Below are 16,422 nucleotides of genomic sequence, written 5' to 3'. Positions count from 1 at the left end.
AGGGAGGGATCCGAAATGGAACCGTATGCGGATGTCATCATTGATCTTTCCGTAAAAAATGTGGACCGGATCTTCCAATACCGGATCCCTGACCATCTGAAAGAGCTTGTAAAGCCCGGAGTTCAGGTGAACATCCCTTTCGGAAAAGGAAATACCGAACGGAAAGGGATCGTGGTAGGTCTCTCAAAAGAGACAGATTATGACCCTGAAAAAATGAAAGAGCTCCTGGATGTGGAGACAGGCGCTGTCCCGATCCGTACTCAGATGATCTGCCTCGCCTTCTGGATGAAGGACCGCTATTCCACCACGATGAATCAGGCACTGAAGACGGTTCTTCCCGTAAAGGCGAAGGTGATGCCGAGGGAAGAACGTGTGATCGTTTCCTTAAAACCGAAGAATGAGATCGAAACGCTGCTTATAGAAGCGGAAAAGAAGAAATACCGGGCACGGATAAGGCTTTACCGGGCACTTCTTGAAAACGGGGAGCTGCCTTTGAAGCTGACTTCCGAAAAGCTCGGCATCACGGCCGCGATGCTGAAACCGTTAGTAGAAAAAGAGATCGTGGACCTGAAAACAGTCAAAAAAGAACCGGGAGCAGGAAACAGATTTCCAGAGACCGGACCTGTCGCCCTGAATCAGGAACAGAAGAACGCGGCAGAGACCGTGATCCGGGACTATGATTCCGGACAGCGTAATACCTATCTGCTCTACGGAATCACGGGAAGCGGCAAGACGGAGGTCTACATGGAGCTCATCGACCACGTCCTCCGGAAAGGGCGGCAGGTCATCGTCCTGATCCCGGAGATCTCCCTGACTTACCAGACTGTGATGCGTTTTTACCGGCGATTTGGAAACAGGGTTGGGATCATGAATTCCAGACTTTCGGCTGGGGAGCGCTACGAGCAGTCGGAGAGGGCGGCAAACGGGGAGATTGATATCATGATCGGTCCGCGCTCCGCTCTTTTCACGCCGTTTCCGGATCTGGGGCTCGTCATCATCGACGAGGAGCATGAGGGAGCCTATAAGAGTGAGACGGCGCCGCGGTACGATGCCAGGGAGGTCGCAAAGGTCCGGGCTGATATGAGCGGGGCAGCCGTGGTCTTAGGGTCTGCGACACCGTCTGTGGAGAGCTATTATCTGGCAGAACAGGGTGAATATAAGCTTTTGACCCTTACAAAGAGGGCAAAGGAGAACAGCCGTCTGGCAGGGGTCCACATTGTGGATCTCAGGGAAGAACTTGCAGAGGGAAACCGCTCGATCTTCAGCCGGAGATTAAAAGGGCTGATCGAGGATCGGCTGGCGAACAGGCAGCAGGTGATGCTGTTCATGAACCGGCGGGGATATGCGGGCTTTGTGTCCTGCCGCTCCTGCGGAAAGGCGATGAAATGCCCGCACTGTGATGTGAGTCTTACATACCACAGAAACGGACGGTTAAAATGCCACTACTGCGGATTTGAACGGCCGCTGCCGGATCGATGTCCGTCCTGCGGTTCCCCGTTTATCGCGCCCTTTGGGACGGGGACCCAGAAACTGGAAGAATTTACAAAAAGGGAATTTCCAAAGGCCCGGATCTTAAGAATGGATGCGGACACCACGGCAAAAAAAGGAGCTCATGAAGAAATCCTCGCCACCTTCGCAGAGGGCGGGGCGGATATTCTCATTGGGACCCAGATGATCGTAAAGGGTCATGACTTCGCGAGTGTGACCCTTGTGGGTGTCATGGCAGCGGATCTCTCCCTCTATGCACCGGACTATAAGAGCGCAGAGCGTACCTTTGAGCTCCTGACTCAGGCATCCGGGCGGGCCGGGCGCGGGGAGCTTCAGGGAGATGTGGTGATCCAGACATATGCGCCGGACCATTATGCAGTATCCTCCGCGGCAGAGCAGGACTATCTGCAGTTTTACCGGCAGGAGCTTCTGTACCGGAAGATGATGGGATATCCGCCTCTTGTAAGACTTTTGACCATCGGACTTTCCTCAAAGAGGGAGGCGGATGTGATCCGTGCGTCAGAGGATATGAAACGGGTCATTCTGAGGGAATATGCACTGGATGGACTGAAGGTCATCGGTCCGGTGGAGGATTCCCCCTACAAACTTAATGATAATTACAGAAAAATTTTATATATGAAACATGAAAGTTATGATATACTATTAAAAGTCAGAAATTGCGCCCGGAAGCGGGAGAACATCCCGGATCTTTTCCGGAATGTGTTCGTCCAGTATGATCTGACTTAGTAGTTTTCGATAAAAAATTGAGAGGAAATAAGATAAAATGGCAATCAGACAGATCAGAACCATCGGAGATGAGATCCTTACAAAAGAGTGTAAGCCGGTAAAGGAAATGAATGAGAGGACCCTTGAGCTCATCGAAGATATGTTTGAGACAATGTATGAGAATAACGGCGTCGGCCTTGCCGCACCGCAGGTGGGTGTCCGCAAGCGCGTCGTGGTTATCGATGTGGAGGACGGAAACCAGTATGTGCTGATCAATCCGGAGATCCTCGAGACGAGCGGAAGCCAGACCGGTCAGGAAGGCTGCTTAAGTGTTCCGGGAAAATGCGGACAGGTGACCCGCGCGGATCATGTAAAGGCAAAAGCTCTCAATGAGAATATGGAAGAGTATGTGATCGAGGCAGACGGACTTCTCGCGAGATGCATTCTCCACGAGTGCGACCATCTGGATGGAAAACTTTACGTCGATCTCGTAGAAGGCGAACTTCAGGATACAGCCGGAGAGGATGAGGAATAGTATGCGTATTGTTTTTATGGGAACGCCGGACTTTGCGGTTCCGACGCTGACTGCTCTCATTGAGGGCGGACATGAAGTTGTGGCTGTGGTGACACAGCCGGATAAGCCGAAGGGGCGCGGAAAAGCCGTCCTTATGACTCCTGTAAAGGAAAAAGCGATCGAGTATGAAATCCCGGTATACCAGCCGGTAAAGGTGCGGGATCCGGAATTTGTGGAGCTTTTAAAAACGATGGCACCGGATGCCATCGTTGTCGTCGCATTTGGCCAGATCCTTCCGAAGTCCATTCTGGATCTTCCGAAATACGGCTGCGTGAATGTACACGCGTCCCTGCTTCCGAAATACCGCGGGGCTGCCCCGATCCAGTGGGCGGTCATTGACGGTGAGAAGGAGAGCGGAGTGACGACCATGATGATGGATGTGGGGCTGGATACCGGCGATATGCTGGAACAGAAAGCGATCCCGTTAGATGAGAAAGAGACTGGCGGAAGCCTGTTTGACAAGCTCTCTGCCCTCGGTGGATCCATGATCTTATCCACTCTAAAGGGACTGGAAAACGGAACGATCACGAGAACTCCGCAGGGAGAGTCCGGTACTTCCTACGCGAAGATGCTCACGAAAGAAATGGGACATATCGACTGGACGAAGGACGCGGTGTCCATTGAACGTCTTGTCCGCGGCTTAAATCCGTGGCCAAGCGCATATACATCATATGCCGGAAAGACGATGAAGATCTGGGCGGCAGAGGTTGCGGATCTTCCGGGAGAGAGAGCTCCGGGAAAGATCCATGTGACAAAGGACCGGCTTTTTGTGGAGACCGGAGAAGGTGTCCTTGACGTAAAGGAGCTTCAGCTTGAGGGAAAGAAGCGGATGGATACAGCTTCCTTCCTGCGCGGTTTCCAGATGGAAGACGGAAGTTTCTGCGGGTAAGCTTCGCGGGTGATGCCGCGGGCGGTCCTGAAAAATCCGGCTGAAAAGCCGGCTGCCGGGACGACAGAAACGAGATCGAAAGGAGAGATGTTTTATGTACGGAATGTATGGTTACGGTTATGGTTATGGTCTTGATCCGACGATCATCCTTGTATTGATCGGAGTTGCCCTTTCTCTCTGGGCTCAGGGACGTGTAAATTCCACGTTCTCGAGATATTCCAGAGTCCGCAGCATGACTGGCATGACAGGGGCAGAGGCGGCGAGACGCCTTTTAAATGCGCAGGGAATCTACGATGTGACGGTCCAGCAGATCGCCGGTGAACTTACCGATCACTATGATCCGCGGACGAAGACCGTAAACCTGTCCCAGTCCGTTTACGGAGCGACTTCCGTTGCGGCTATCGGTGTTGCCGCCCACGAATGCGGCCACGCGATGCAGGACAATGAGGGATATGCGCCGTTACGGTTCAGAAGTGCTCTCGTTCCGGTGGCAAACTTCGGCTCCAGTCTTTCCTGGCCGCTGATCCTTTTAGGACTTGTGTTCGGCGGACTTGGTTCTCCGCTGGTGGAGATCGGAATCTTAATGTTCTCTCTGGCGGTGCTGTTCCAGCTTGTGACACTTCCGGTAGAGTACAATGCGTCTGCCCGTGCGGTAAGACTTCTGGATGCACAGGGCATTCTCGCGGGCGAGGAAGTAAACGGGACGAGAAAAGTACTGAACGCGGCGGCACTGACCTATGTGGCGGCAGCAGCGACTTCGATCCTGCAGCTTCTCCGTCTCATAATTCTCTTTGGAGGAAGAAACAGACGTGACAGATAATACGACAAATATCCGGGAGGTCGTCCTTGACGTCCTTCTGGAAGTCCTCGAAAACCATAATTTGAGCCATATTGTTTTAAAACAGGCACTGGAAAAGTACCTGTTTCTGGAACGTCAGGACCGCGCGTTTATCACAAGATGCGTGGAGGGAACTCTGGAGTACCGGATCCAGATCGATGCAGTGCTTGACCGCTTTTCGAAGGTGAAGACCGCAAAAATGAAGCCGGTGATCCGGGAGATCCTCAGAATGTCGGTCTACCAGATTCTGTATATGGAGCGTGTACCGGACTCCGCGGTCTGCAATGAGGCGGTAAAGCTTGCAAAGAAACGAAAATTCCAGGATCTTTCCGGATTTGTGAACGGTGTCCTGCGGACGGTCTCCAGAGAAAAAGAGAAACTTGTCTGGAAGGACGCTTCGGAGCGCTATTCGATCCCCCGGTGGATGTTATCCATGTGGGAGGAAATGTATGGAAAAGAGACTTCTGAAGCCATTGCTGCGTCATTTTTAGAAGAACGCCCCCTTACGGTGCGCTTTAATGAGAGCATCTCCCCGGCGGAGAAAACGATCGGAGAGTTGAGAGATCAGGGCATTACGGTGGAGGAGTCCGGGATATTTCCGGGGATCGCTTCGATCCGTGGCTTCGACTACTTAGACCGGGTGTGCGCGTTCACGGAAGGAAAGATCACAGTTCAGGATCCAAGCTCCTCCCTTGCGGCACAGATGGCATCTATTGCCCCGGGAGATTTCGTTCTTGACGTGTGCGGAGCTCCGGGAGGAAAGGCCATGCATGCGGCAGATCTTTTAAAAGGTACCGGTATGGTGGAAGCGAGAGATGTGAGCGGGAGAAAGACGGATCTTATTGAGGAGAACATCATGCGCTGCGGCTTCCGGAACATTCGCACGAACGTTTGGGACGCGACAGTTCTGGATCCGTCTATGGTGGAGCAGGCAGATGTGGTTCTGGCAGATCTCCCATGTTCCGGTCTCGGAATTATCGGAAAGAAACCGGATATCAAAGAGCGGATGACGAGAGATGAGATCAAAAATCTCGCAAAGCTGCAGAGGGAGATCCTTTCTGTGGTGACTCAGTATGTAAAACCTGGTGGAACGCTTGTTTACAGTACCTGTACGATCACTGAGGAAGAGAATGAAGAAAACGCGGACTGGATCGAGAAGCATCTGGCGTTTGAAAAGAAGAGGATCGCAGATCTCCTGCCGGAGGCTCTTAAGAGTTCCTGCGAGGAGAACAGGATCCAGCTTCTTCCGGGACTCCATCCCTGCGACGGCTTCTTTATCTCTGTGTTCAAAAAGAAGAAATAATACTGTGCAGGTTCTGAATCCGCGGACATGACTGCCTGCGGATCCGTTAAAAACGGATTTATGTGGAAACATGACAGAACCAAGGCTTTTGGAGAATCGAGAATGGAAAAGAAAGACCTGAAATCAATGACACTGGAAGAACTGACAGAGTTCGTGAAGGAGCTGGGTGAAAAACCGTTCCGGGCAAAACAGTTATACCAGTGGATGCATGTAAAATTAGCCGAGTCTTTAGACGAATGTACGAACCTTCCGAAGTCGCTTAAGGAAAAGCTTTCGGAATACAGTACATACACGTCCCTTAAGACCGTAAAGATGCTGGAATCGGGGATCGACGGGACAAGAAAGTATCTGTTCGGTCTCGATGACGGAAACGTGATCGAGAGCGTCCTGATGAAATATCACCACGGAAATTCTGTGTGTATTTCCTCTCAGGTGGGCTGCCGCATGGGCTGCCGGTTCTGTGCGTCCACTCTGGACGGACTCACAAGAAACTTACGTCCTTCGGAGATGCTGGATCAGATCTACCGGATCCAGAGATCCACGGGAGAGCGTGTCTCCAACGTTGTGGTCATGGGAAGTGGTGAGCCGATGGATAACTATGATAACCTGATCCGGTTTATCAGGCTTCTTTCCGATGAAAACGGTCTGAATATCAGTCAGAGAAACATCACGGTATCCACCTGCGGGATCGTACCAAAGATCTTAAAGCTTGCGGAGGAAGGTCTTTCCATTACTCTGGCACTTTCCCTTCATGCGCCGGACGATGAGACGAGAAAGACTCTGATGCCCATCGCCAACAGCTACTCCTTATCGGAGGTGCTTCCGGCATGTAAGGAATATTATAAAAAGACAGGAAGACGCCTGACCTTTGAGTACAGTCTTGTACAGGGCGTCAATGATAACCTTGACGAGGCAAAGCGCCTGACTGCGCTTTTAAAGGATATGCAGGGGCACGTGAACCTGATTCCGGTAAACCCGATCAAGGAACGCGACTTCAAACAGTCCAATCGGGATGCCATTGACGCGTTCAGGGGTTATCTTGAAAAACACGGCATCAACGTTACGATCCGCAGGGAGATGGGCCGCGATATCGGCGGTGCCTGCGGACAGCTTAGAAAGAGCTATCTGAGTGAGGAGGAATCGTCATGATCTCTTACGCGAAGACAGACACCGGTCTTGTGAGAAGATCCAATCAGGATTTCCTGTTTGCAGCGGATCAGCCGGTGGGACCGCTTCCGAATCTGTTCATCGTGGCAGACGGAATGGGCGGACATAAGGCCGGGGATTTCGCGTCCCGGTATGTCGTGGAACATATGAAAGAATATATTGAAAATTCTGATCTGGCCAGTCCTGTGATGATCCTCAGAAAAGCTCTGGAGAAGACGAATCAGGGGCTCTTTGAGGAAGCTCAGGGAAACCCGGACCGGGAAGGAATGGGGTCCACTCTGGTTGCCGCTACGATCGAGGACGACATGATGTACGTGGCAAATGTGGGGGACAGCAGACTTTATCTTTTGCGGGACAGTCTTGCACAGATCACGAGAGACCATTCCCTTGTGGAAGAGATGGTCGCGAGAGGAAAAATGGAGCGGGACAGCGAGTCCTACCGAAGTCAGAAGAACATTATTACCCGCGCCATGGGAATCGGAAACCGGGTGGAGGCGGATTTCTTTGAAGTGCCGCTTCTTGAGTGTGACTGTATTCTGCTCTGCTCTGACGGATTGACGAACATGGTGGATGATGCCGAAATCAGCCGGGTCTTAAAGACAACGGATACGCTGAAAGAGAAGACGGAAGCGCTGGTTGACGAGGCAAACCGGAACGGAGGAAAGGACAACATTGCGATTGTCCTTGTAGAACCTCAGATAAGTGAGGTGAAGCTATGATTTTATACCCTGGAACGATGCTGCAGGACCGATATGAGATTCTGGAAAAGATAGGTTCCGGCGGAATGTCAGAGGTCTATAAAGCAAAATGCCATAAATTAAACCGTCTGGTCGCAATCAAGGTACTGAAATCGGAGTTTACTTCCGACGCGACCTTTGTCAGTAAATTTAAGATGGAAGCTCAGGCAGCGGCCGGACTTTCACACCCGAATATTGTCAATATATATGATGTCGTGGATGAGGGAGATATCCACTTTATCGTTATGGAGCTCGTAGAGGGAATCACCTTAAAGAGCTATATCACGAAAAAAGGTCATCTGGATGTAAAGGAAGCCATCGGGATCGCGATCCAGGTAGCCTCCGGAATCGAAGCAGCCCATGAACAGCATATCATTCACCGTGATATCAAGCCTCAGAATATGCTGATCTCCATGGATGGAAAGGTGAAGGTAGCGGACTTCGGAATTGCGAGAGCTGTGTCGTCTCAGACCATGAATGCGGCGACAGTTGTGGGATCTGTCCACTATATCTCCCCCGAACAGGCGAGAGGCGGATACAGCGATGAGCGGAGCGACCTGTATTCCTTAGGTATCACCATGTTTGAGATGGTCACCGGCCATGTTCCGTTTGAGGGGGACAACACGGTGACGGTCGCGCTGGCACATCTGGAAGAACCAATGCCGGATCCCAGAATGTTGAATCCGGATGTGTCCCCAAGTCTTGCGAGGATCATCTTAAAATGTACGGAAAAGAGACCGGAGCGCCGATACCCGAACGCGGCGGCCGTGATCAGTGACCTGAGAAGAGCACTTTTAAATGATGATGACCCGACTATCGGCGCCGTTAAAGAGGAAGACCACAGCTCCGATACCATCGTCATCAGCCCAAAAGAACTGAATCTGATCAAGACGAGAAGTGGGGAACGGATCCGGGAGTCAAAGCCGGTAAAAGAGATCCGTGAGCGCAGGGAACGGCGGGATCTGGAAAAGCGGTATGATCAGACAGACAACGCGAAGAAGGAACCGAAAAAGAATAAAGTGGATGATGAAGCCACAGGACTGGAAAAGATCCTGACAGGCCTGGGCGTGGCGGCAGCCATCGTCATTGTCGCGGTTGTGATCGTGTTTGTTCTGAAGCTTGGCGGTCTGTTCAGAAGCAGCACTCCGGAGGATCCGACAAAAACCGTTTCTGAGGAAGCTATGACGGAAGAAGCGAAGACAACTGCGGCATCGGAGACTGTTATCAGCCAGAAGGAAGTCTATATGCCGAAGCTTGTGGGCCACTCCGAGGAGGAAGCCGAGAAGATCTTACAGGGACTCGATCTCACCATGCAGGTAGAGCAGAAAAACTCGGATGAAGTGGAAAAAGGCATCGTCATCTCACAGAAGGAAGAGCCCGATACCGTGATTCCGCGTTTCTCCAAGGTGACAGTTGTCATCAGCGCAGGCTCTGATAAGGTTGATCTCTCAGAACTTGGTCTTTCCGGAATGACACTGGAAACGGCGGTCCGCCTGTTGGAGGGAAAGAATTTAAAAGCAGATGTTCGGGAGGAAGCCAGCGAGGAGGTGGCTTCCGGAACGATCATCCGCTATGAACCGGAGGAAAAAGTGGCCCTCGGAAGTACCGTAACCTTATATGTGAGTACGGGACCGGAGGAGGAATTCGTTCCTGTACCGAATCTTTATGGAAAGACGGACGCGGAGGCGGCAGCACTTCTTTCCGCGGCAGGACTTGTGACCGGAGAGGTTTCAAAGGAGTACGACAGCACGATCTCGGCCGGTCACGTCATCAGTCAGGGCGTTGAGGCAGGAACTCAGGTAGCACCTGGGGATACCGTGGATTACACTCTGAGTCTTGGGCCGGAAGCTCCGAAAAAACAGTTTATTGCATCTCTGGATGCAAGCTATCCGCTTCAGGTCTCCTATGGACCGGGGGCAGCATCCTCCGAGATCCAGATCCTGATCCGTTTAAAGCAGACGGTGAACGGCAAAGTGACCTATACGAAGCTTGCGGAGCCAAAGTCTTACAGCGCGGACACAACCCTGAATATCAAGTTAGACAGGATCCGCGGCGCGGACGGCGTACAGACCGGTGAGGTGGAGATCGTGGACCTCACGAACAACGTGGTACTGACATCCTATAATGTGACATTTACGGAGGTTGACGGTTGACTGGAAAGATCATAAAGGGAATTGCCGGATTCTATTACGTACATGACGGCGTTTCCAAAGTATACGAGTGTAAGGCAAAGGGCGTATTCCGGAACCGGAAGATCAAGCCTCTTGTGGGCGACAATGTGGAGTTCGACGTGCTTTCTGAGGAGCAGAGCCTCGGAAACATCGTGGAGATCCTTCCGAGGGAGAACTCCCTGATCCGTCCGGCAGTGGCGAACATCGATCAGGCAATGATCGTGTTTGCCGTCGCTGACCCGGAACCGAATTTAAACCTTCTGGACCGCTTTCTGGTTACGATGGAAGCCCAGAATGTTCCGGTGGTGATCTGCTTTAATAAGACAGATCTCGGAAAAGAGGGTGAGGCAGAACGACTTGCTGGAATCTATCGGGATGCCGGATATGATGTCCATCTGTCCTGTGCTCTGGCGGGGGAAGGGATCGAGGCGATCCATGACCTCTTAAGGGGGAAGACAACGGCACTTGCCGGCCCGTCCGGTGTTGGAAAATCATCCCTGACAAACAGGATCCAGCCGGAGGCGGAGATGGAGACGGGGGCCGTCAGTGAGAAGATCCGCAGGGGTCGCCATACCACAAGACATTCGGAGCTGTTCTTCGTCGAGAAGGAGACCTTCGTGATGGACACGCCGGGCTTCAGCTCCATCTTTGTCGACAATATGAAGCCGGAAGAGTTAAAGGATTTCTTTCCGGAATTTGAGGCTTACGAGCCGGAATGCCGGTTTTTGGGCTGTGTCCATGTGGGAGAACGGGAGTGCGGCGTCAAGGAGGCCGTAAAAGCAGGAAAGATTGCGGATTCCCGGTATGAAAATTACCGGCTGATCTATGAAGAACTGAAGAGTAAAAGGAGATATTAAGATCATGTATATATTAGCGCCATCGATTCTTTCAGCAGACTTTTCAAAACTTGGTGAAGATGTAAAGACAGTTTCTGACGCGGGAGCGCAGTACATCCATCTGGATGTGATGGATGGAGCGTTTGTCCCGAGCATTTCCTTCGGTATGCCGGTGATCTCATCCCTCAGAAAGACAACAGACCGTGTGTTTGATGTCCATATGATGGTGGAGGAGCCGGGAAGATATGTAAATGATGTCAGAAAGGCCGGCGCGGATATCATCTGTGTCCATCAGGAAGCCTGTCTTCATCTGGACCGTACCATCAACCAGATCAAGGAGACCGGTGCCAGAGCAGCTGTTGCGTTAAACCCGGCAACTCCGGTCGAGACACTTTCCTGTATCTTAAAAGAAGCAGATATGTTTCTGATTATGTCCGTAAATCCGGGATTCGGAGGACAGAAGTTTATCCCGTATACGTTAGAGAAGATCAAAAAGCTCCGCGGCATGTTAAATGAGGCCGGACTCACCACCGATATTGAGGTGGACGGCGGCGTGAATGCGGCAAATGTCAGAGAGGTTCTCGATGCAGGCGCGAACGTGATCGTTGCGGGTTCCGCGGTGTTTAAGAACGATGCGGCAGCGAATACAAAGGAGTTCCTGAAGATCTTTGAGGAGTATTCCGCAAGATAAGGGGCCGCACCCGGCGTGAGGATGTGCCATGGATAGGGGAGAGGCAGATAATATGAATGCAGACAGAAGAGAAATGACGGATACCTGCCTGATCGTGTCGGGCGGACCGACGGACCGGAAATTTGCTGCGGAATTCGTGAAAAATCGGAAATATCCCTATGTGATCGCAGTGGACGCGGGTCTTGCCGTCTGCGAGGAGCTGGGGCTTGTGCCGGACCTTGCGGTGGGAGATTTTGATACCTTCGGGCTGGAACGGATGGAAGAACTCAGAAAGAAAGAGGGATGGGCGACGGATGTCCATAAGCCGGAGAAGGATGAGACGGACACGGATCTTGCGGTCCGCTCCGCACTCCGGGCAGGGTTTCATACCGCCCATGTTCTGGGGGCCACAGGGGGCAGGCTGGATCATGAGCTTTCCAATATCCATCTGATGCGGGCGGCGAAGGATGCAGGACTTTTCATGGAGATCTATGATGCAAAAAACCGTATCTTTCTCCTGACACCGGATGATGAGGAACATTCCGTTTTTTTGAAAGACCGGATCTACGGGAAATATGTCTCCTTTCTTCCGCTTACGGAGACCGTTCTTGGAATCACGCTGGATGGATTTAAATATCTGCTGCACAATAAGGACATCTCGATCTTAGAGGATCCCAGTCTCTGTGTCAGCAATGAGATTCCAGGGGAGCGGGCAAAGATCACGTTCCGGAAAGGGATCCTGATCTGCGTGGAGTCAAGAGATTAAAGAGAACACCGCGTGAAAATATCAGCGTGAAAAAGCAAAAAAGAAGGATAATATACGTTGCAGTCTGCAATGTTGCGGCGAGGAAAACAGACTGGACTGTATAAAAAAAACAAAACTGGACATTTCATACAATCCACTCGCATGCTACCATGGGTATCAGGATGACAGAAAGGCTTTCCGGATGATCCATTCAGAAATCCTTGAACCGATTATGAAAATATGAACGGTTCTGCCTGTCAATAACACACGAGGGGGGATTTTACTTATGAAAGAAAAGAATGGGCAGTTAATGAAAATTGCGCAGGCTGGCCTGATGGCGGCGCTCTGCTATATCGGATATGCTGTGTTCCCGGCGATCTCAGCCAGCGGAACGAAGATTCATATCGGAAACGCATTTGTCGTGCTTTCCGCATACCTTCTCGGCGGCGTTTACGGTGGACTTTCCGGTGCTGTTGGCTTATCCATTGCTGATATCGTTGGCGGCTATGCGGCATCTGCACCGAGAACTTTTATCACAAAGCTTGTGATCGGTCTCATCGTAGGCTTCGTTGCCCACAGGATCGCAAAGCTTTCCGATGAACATGACCATGCCTATGTGATCCGCTGGTCTGCGATCGCGGCTGTCTGTGGTCTCGGTTTTAACTGCTTCTTTGAGCCGGCATTAAAGTATGTATGGTATACCTTATTATTCCCGAACGCTGATAAAGCAGCATCTGCGATCAAAGCGCTGATAGCGATCACAACGTACACCACGATCATCAACGCGGTGATCAACTCCGTGATCGCAGTCGTCCTTTATGCGGCGCTTCGCCCGGCGTTAAAACGAGCTGGTTTTTTAGCTGCTCAGTAGGTCTGCACACTTGTTGCGCTGACCGTAAAAAAGAATAGGCTGGAAGTCAAAAATCTCATCGACGCAGTCGATTTGGGATGGATTTTAAAACTAAGAAAAATAAATTCTGCAGTGTAACATAGATGTTGCTGTATCGGATGTGGACAATAAAAAATTCTACTTGCGAGCAGCAAATATACTGCGGAAGCAGGAAGATTGGAAGATAAATTCATGCAGAAGAAGATTGCTGTGATCAATGATCTTTCAGGTTATGGCCGCTGTTCATTAACAGTGGCTATTCCTGTTTTATCCGCGATGGGTCATCAGTGCTGTCCGATACCGACGGCGATCCTTTCAAACCATACGGAATTTCCGGTTTACTTTTTCGATGACTATACGGAAAAAATGACCACATATACGGACAAATGGAAAGAACTTGGACTTTCCTTTGACGCGATCGCAACGGGATTTCTTGGGTCGGAGGCCCAGATCGGGATCGTCATGGAGATCGTTCAGAAATTAAAGGCAGAGAAAACGTTTGTTGTTGTGGATCCGGTGATGGGAGACCATGGACATGCCTATGAGACTTATACACCGGAGATGTGCGAGCAGATGAAGGAACTTGTCTGCATGGCGGATGTTGTTCTTCCGAATGTGACGGAGTGCTGTATCCTCACGGATACTCCATACAGGGAGGAAAACTGGACGAGAAAAGAACTCTTAAATATGGCGATGATGCTGCGGCTCATGGGCGCGAAATCTGTGGTCATCACAGGAGTGCGGGAGGGAAGCTGCTACACCAATGTGGTTCTGGAGCAGGGACAGTACGATGCAAAATTTATCCGGACAAGGTCCTCCGGTGGAGAGCGTCCGGGAACCGGAGATGTATTTTCCTCTGTTGTGGCGGGCGCGTTATTAAACGGGAAGTCCCTCCCGGAGGCGGTGAGCCAGGCAGCAGGATTCGTAAAAGAGTGCATAAAAGTCTCCGATGAGGAGCAGATCCCTCACGCGAACGGTGTTTGTTTTGAGAAGATTCTTGGTAAACTGATAAAAAAGTAGGAGAAATCCCCTTCCTTTTCTCAGCAAAATATGATATATTTTTACCAAAGCGTGTTTTTACACGGCAATAAGGAGAAAAGCTCATGTTAGATTTAAGATTTGTAAGAGAAAATCCGGAAATCGTAAAGCAGAATATCCGGAATAAATTCCAGGACGCGAAGCTTCCGTTAGTAGACGAAGTGATCGAACTGGACGAGGAGAACAGAAAAGTAAAGAAGGAGGCTGATGACCTCCGCGCGAGCAGAAATAAGATCTCCAAGCAGATCGGCGCATTGATGGGACAGGGCAAGAAGGAAGAAGCTGAGGAAGTTAAGAAACAGGTTACAGCAGCTTCCGACCACCTTGCTGAGTTGGAGGAGAAAGAAAAAGATCTCGAGGAGCGCATCAAGAAGATCATGATGACGATCCCGAATATCATCGACCCGTCCGTACCGATCGGTAAAGATGACAGCGAGAACGTAGAAGTTCAGAAGTACGGTGATCCGGTCGTTCCGGATTTTGAGATCCCGTACCACACAGAGATCATGGAGAAATTTAACGGCATCGACCTCGACTCCGCAAGAAGAGTTGCCGGAAACGGTTTCTACTACTTAATGGGCGATATCGCGAGACTTCACTCCGCAGTGATCGCATACGCAAGAGACTTTATGATCGACCGTGGATTCACATACTGTGTACCGCCGTTCATGATCCGCAGTGACGTTGTCACAGGCGTTATGAGCTTCGCTGAGATGGACGCTATGATGTACAAGATCGAGGGCGAGGATCTCTACCTCATCGGTACAAGTGAGCATTCCATGATCGGCAAATTCATCGACCAGATCATTCCGGAAGAGGAGCTTCCGAAGACCTTAACAAGCTATTCTCCGTGCTTCCGTAAGGAGAAAGGCGCACACGGCATCGAGGAGCGCGGCGTATACCGTATCCATCAGTTCGAGAAGCAGGAGATGATCGTTGTCTGCAAGCCGGAAGAATCCAAGATGTGGTTCGACAAGTTATGGCAGAACACCGTAGATCTGTTCCGTTCCATGGACATCCCGGTTCGTACCTTAGAGTGCTGCTCCGGTGACCTTGCTGACCTGAAGGTAAAATCTGTCGATGTTGAGGCATGGTCCCCGAGACAGAAAAAGTACTTCGAGGTAGGAAGCTGTTCCAACCTTGGTGACGCTCAGGCAAGACGTTTAAGAATCCGCGTAAACGGACCGGATGGAAAGAAATATTTCGCACATACCTTAAATAACACAGTTGTAGCTCCGCCGAGAATGTTAATCGCTTTCCTTGAGAACAACTTACAGGCAGACGGCTCTGTAAGAATTCCGGAAGTATTAAGACCGTATATGGGCGGAAAGACAGAGATCAAATAAATAAGGATTTGTAAAGCTGTGGCGATTCATTTTGTCACAGCTTTTTCAGTTGCAGGACAGACCCGGGAACTGTCAGAAGCATCGGGGATTTTGTCACGCAGAGCATATTACGAAGGAGATGAGATCCATGCCGGCAGCATTTGCGCATGATCTATACGGGAGAAAAGTATATATGGAGGCCGATCCGGTCATTAAACGGATCATAAAGAAGGAGCGGTACTGCTTCCTTTTAGGGGTCCACGGGCCAGATATCCTGTTCTTTTACAAGGCACTTGGAAAAAACAAGGTAAACCAGAAAGGTGTGCGGATGCACGGCGAACCCGCTGCAAAGCTCATGGAACGTGGCCGGATGCTGGTACGAGAGGCCGAAACAAAGGAAGAGAGAGATGAGATGATCGCGTATCTCATGGGTGTTGCCTGCCATTTCTGTCTCGACAACCGCGTCCACGCTTACGTGAACGCAGAGGAGAAGCGGACCGGAATCACCCACGCGGAGATCGAGACGGAGTTAGAACGGAGACTTTTGGAGCGGGAACATATGCGCCCGCTGCACTCGAACCTCACCTGCCATTTAAAGATCACAGCCCAGACCGTGCGGGCCTCATCAAGGCTTTTCGATGAGGATCCCATCAAGGTGGCAAAGGCGATCATGAGTTTTCGGACCATGAACCGTCTGTTTATCAACTCGAGTGAGAGGACGAAAAGGCTCTGCTGCTTCCTCCTGCGTTTTACAGGAAGCTATGGGGTCATTCACGGCATGTTTATGAGGAAACAGCCAACGCCGGGCTGTGAGGCCATCACAGACTATCTGGAGCGTGAATTTCATGAGGCAGTCCCTAAAGGGGCAGAGCTTTTGAGCGATCTGCTTACATACCTGAGGGGAAAAGGACCGATGCCGGAAATCTTTCAGGGGAATTTTAACGGCGAATAGAGATGTGCGGCAGAATCTGAAGGCGGATTGCATGTCAGCCGGAAAGACTGGAAAGGTTGCACAGAATTGAAGAA

15 protein-coding genes are annotated in these 16,422 nt (G+C 50.9%); all 15 read left to right on the top strand.

Annotation, left to right across the window (positions count from 1 at the left end; all coding sequences use genetic code 11):
- Positions 1-15 precede the first annotated feature (15 nt).
- The 15 genes from priA (at position 16) to DWY93_RS04340 (ending at position 16,348) form a co-directional block, all read left to right on the top strand.
- Entirely contained in the window at positions 16-2,235 is a 2,220-nt protein-coding gene (gene priA / locus DWY93_RS04410) for a primosomal protein N' (RefSeq protein WP_117469671.1), read from the top strand.
- A 37-nt stretch (positions 2,236-2,272) separates the two neighbouring features.
- Positions 2,273-2,749 carry a peptide deformylase gene (gene def / locus DWY93_RS04405; protein ID WP_117469670.1) on the top strand — a complete coding sequence of 159 codons (477 nt, stop codon included), beginning with the start codon at positions 2,273-2,275 and terminating at the stop codon, positions 2,747-2,749.
- Between the two features lies 1 nt (position 2,750).
- Positions 2,751-3,677 carry a methionyl-tRNA formyltransferase gene (fmt, locus tag DWY93_RS04400; RefSeq protein WP_015554622.1) on the top strand — a complete coding sequence of 309 codons (927 nt, stop codon included), beginning with the start codon at positions 2,751-2,753 and terminating at the stop codon, positions 3,675-3,677.
- A gap of 94 nt (positions 3,678-3,771) precedes the next feature.
- Complete coding sequence (locus tag DWY93_RS04395; protein WP_015554621.1) at positions 3,772-4,497, top strand: zinc metallopeptidase; 726 nt, start codon at positions 3,772-3,774, stop codon at positions 4,495-4,497.
- Positions 4,487-5,818 carry a 16S rRNA (cytosine(967)-C(5))-methyltransferase RsmB gene (gene rsmB, locus DWY93_RS04390; protein WP_117469669.1) on the top strand — a complete coding sequence of 444 codons (1,332 nt, stop codon included), beginning with the start codon at positions 4,487-4,489 and terminating at the stop codon, positions 5,816-5,818. The genes DWY93_RS04395 and rsmB overlap by 11 nt, the downstream gene beginning before the upstream one ends.
- A gap of 102 nt (positions 5,819-5,920) precedes the next feature.
- Positions 5,921-6,967: a 23S rRNA (adenine(2503)-C(2))-methyltransferase RlmN gene (gene rlmN / locus DWY93_RS04385; protein ID WP_015554620.1), complete on the top strand. Its 1,047-nt coding sequence runs from the start codon at positions 5,921-5,923 to the stop codon at positions 6,965-6,967.
- Complete coding sequence (locus DWY93_RS04380; RefSeq protein ID WP_117469668.1) at positions 6,964-7,704, top strand: Stp1/IreP family PP2C-type Ser/Thr phosphatase; 741 nt, start codon at positions 6,964-6,966, stop codon at positions 7,702-7,704. The genes rlmN and DWY93_RS04380 overlap by 4 nt, the downstream gene beginning before the upstream one ends.
- Positions 7,701-9,875 (top strand): Stk1 family PASTA domain-containing Ser/Thr kinase, encoded by a 2,175-nt coding sequence (gene pknB, locus DWY93_RS04375; RefSeq protein ID WP_015554618.1) that lies wholly within the window; start codon positions 7,701-7,703, stop codon positions 9,873-9,875. Before DWY93_RS04380 ends, pknB begins: the two co-directional genes overlap by 4 nt.
- Positions 9,872-10,750: a ribosome small subunit-dependent GTPase A gene (gene rsgA / locus DWY93_RS04370; RefSeq protein ID WP_117469667.1), complete on the top strand. Its 879-nt coding sequence runs from the start codon at positions 9,872-9,874 to the stop codon at positions 10,748-10,750. Before pknB ends, rsgA begins: the two co-directional genes overlap by 4 nt.
- A 4-nt stretch (positions 10,751-10,754) precedes the next feature.
- A complete protein-coding gene (gene rpe, locus DWY93_RS04365) occupies positions 10,755-11,420 on the top strand; it encodes a ribulose-phosphate 3-epimerase (protein ID WP_015554617.1) in 666 nt (221 codons plus the stop codon).
- Between the two features lie 52 nt (positions 11,421-11,472).
- On the top strand, positions 11,473-12,165 hold the full coding sequence (locus DWY93_RS04360; protein ID WP_242990521.1) for a thiamine diphosphokinase: 693 nt from the start codon (positions 11,473-11,475) through the stop codon (positions 12,163-12,165).
- Positions 12,166-12,430: 265 nt separating this feature from the next.
- Entirely contained in the window at positions 12,431-13,015 is a 585-nt protein-coding gene (locus tag DWY93_RS04355) for an ECF transporter S component (RefSeq protein WP_015554615.1), read from the top strand.
- A gap of 210 nt (positions 13,016-13,225) precedes the next feature.
- Positions 13,226-14,053, top strand: coding sequence for a pyridoxamine kinase (locus DWY93_RS04350; RefSeq protein WP_015554614.1), 828 nt, complete (start codon positions 13,226-13,228; stop codon positions 14,051-14,053).
- An 83-nt stretch (positions 14,054-14,136) separates the two neighbouring features.
- Positions 14,137-15,417, top strand: a complete 1,281-nt coding sequence (gene serS, locus DWY93_RS04345; RefSeq protein ID WP_015554613.1) for a serine--tRNA ligase — start codon at positions 14,137-14,139, stop codon at positions 15,415-15,417.
- 127 nt (positions 15,418-15,544) lie between these two features.
- Positions 15,545-16,348, top strand: coding sequence for a zinc dependent phospholipase C family protein (locus DWY93_RS04340; RefSeq protein WP_181968488.1), 804 nt, complete (start codon positions 15,545-15,547; stop codon positions 16,346-16,348).
- The last annotated feature ends 74 nt before the right edge of the window (positions 16,349-16,422 follow it).

This window comes from Clostridium sp. AF28-12 (assembly GCF_003435225.1).
Taxonomy (GTDB): Bacteria; Bacillota; Clostridia; order Lachnospirales; family Lachnospiraceae; genus Pilosibacter; species Pilosibacter fragilis.
The sequence above is the reverse complement of the archived record's forward strand: the minus strand, read 5'-3'. Positions and strand labels throughout refer to the sequence as shown.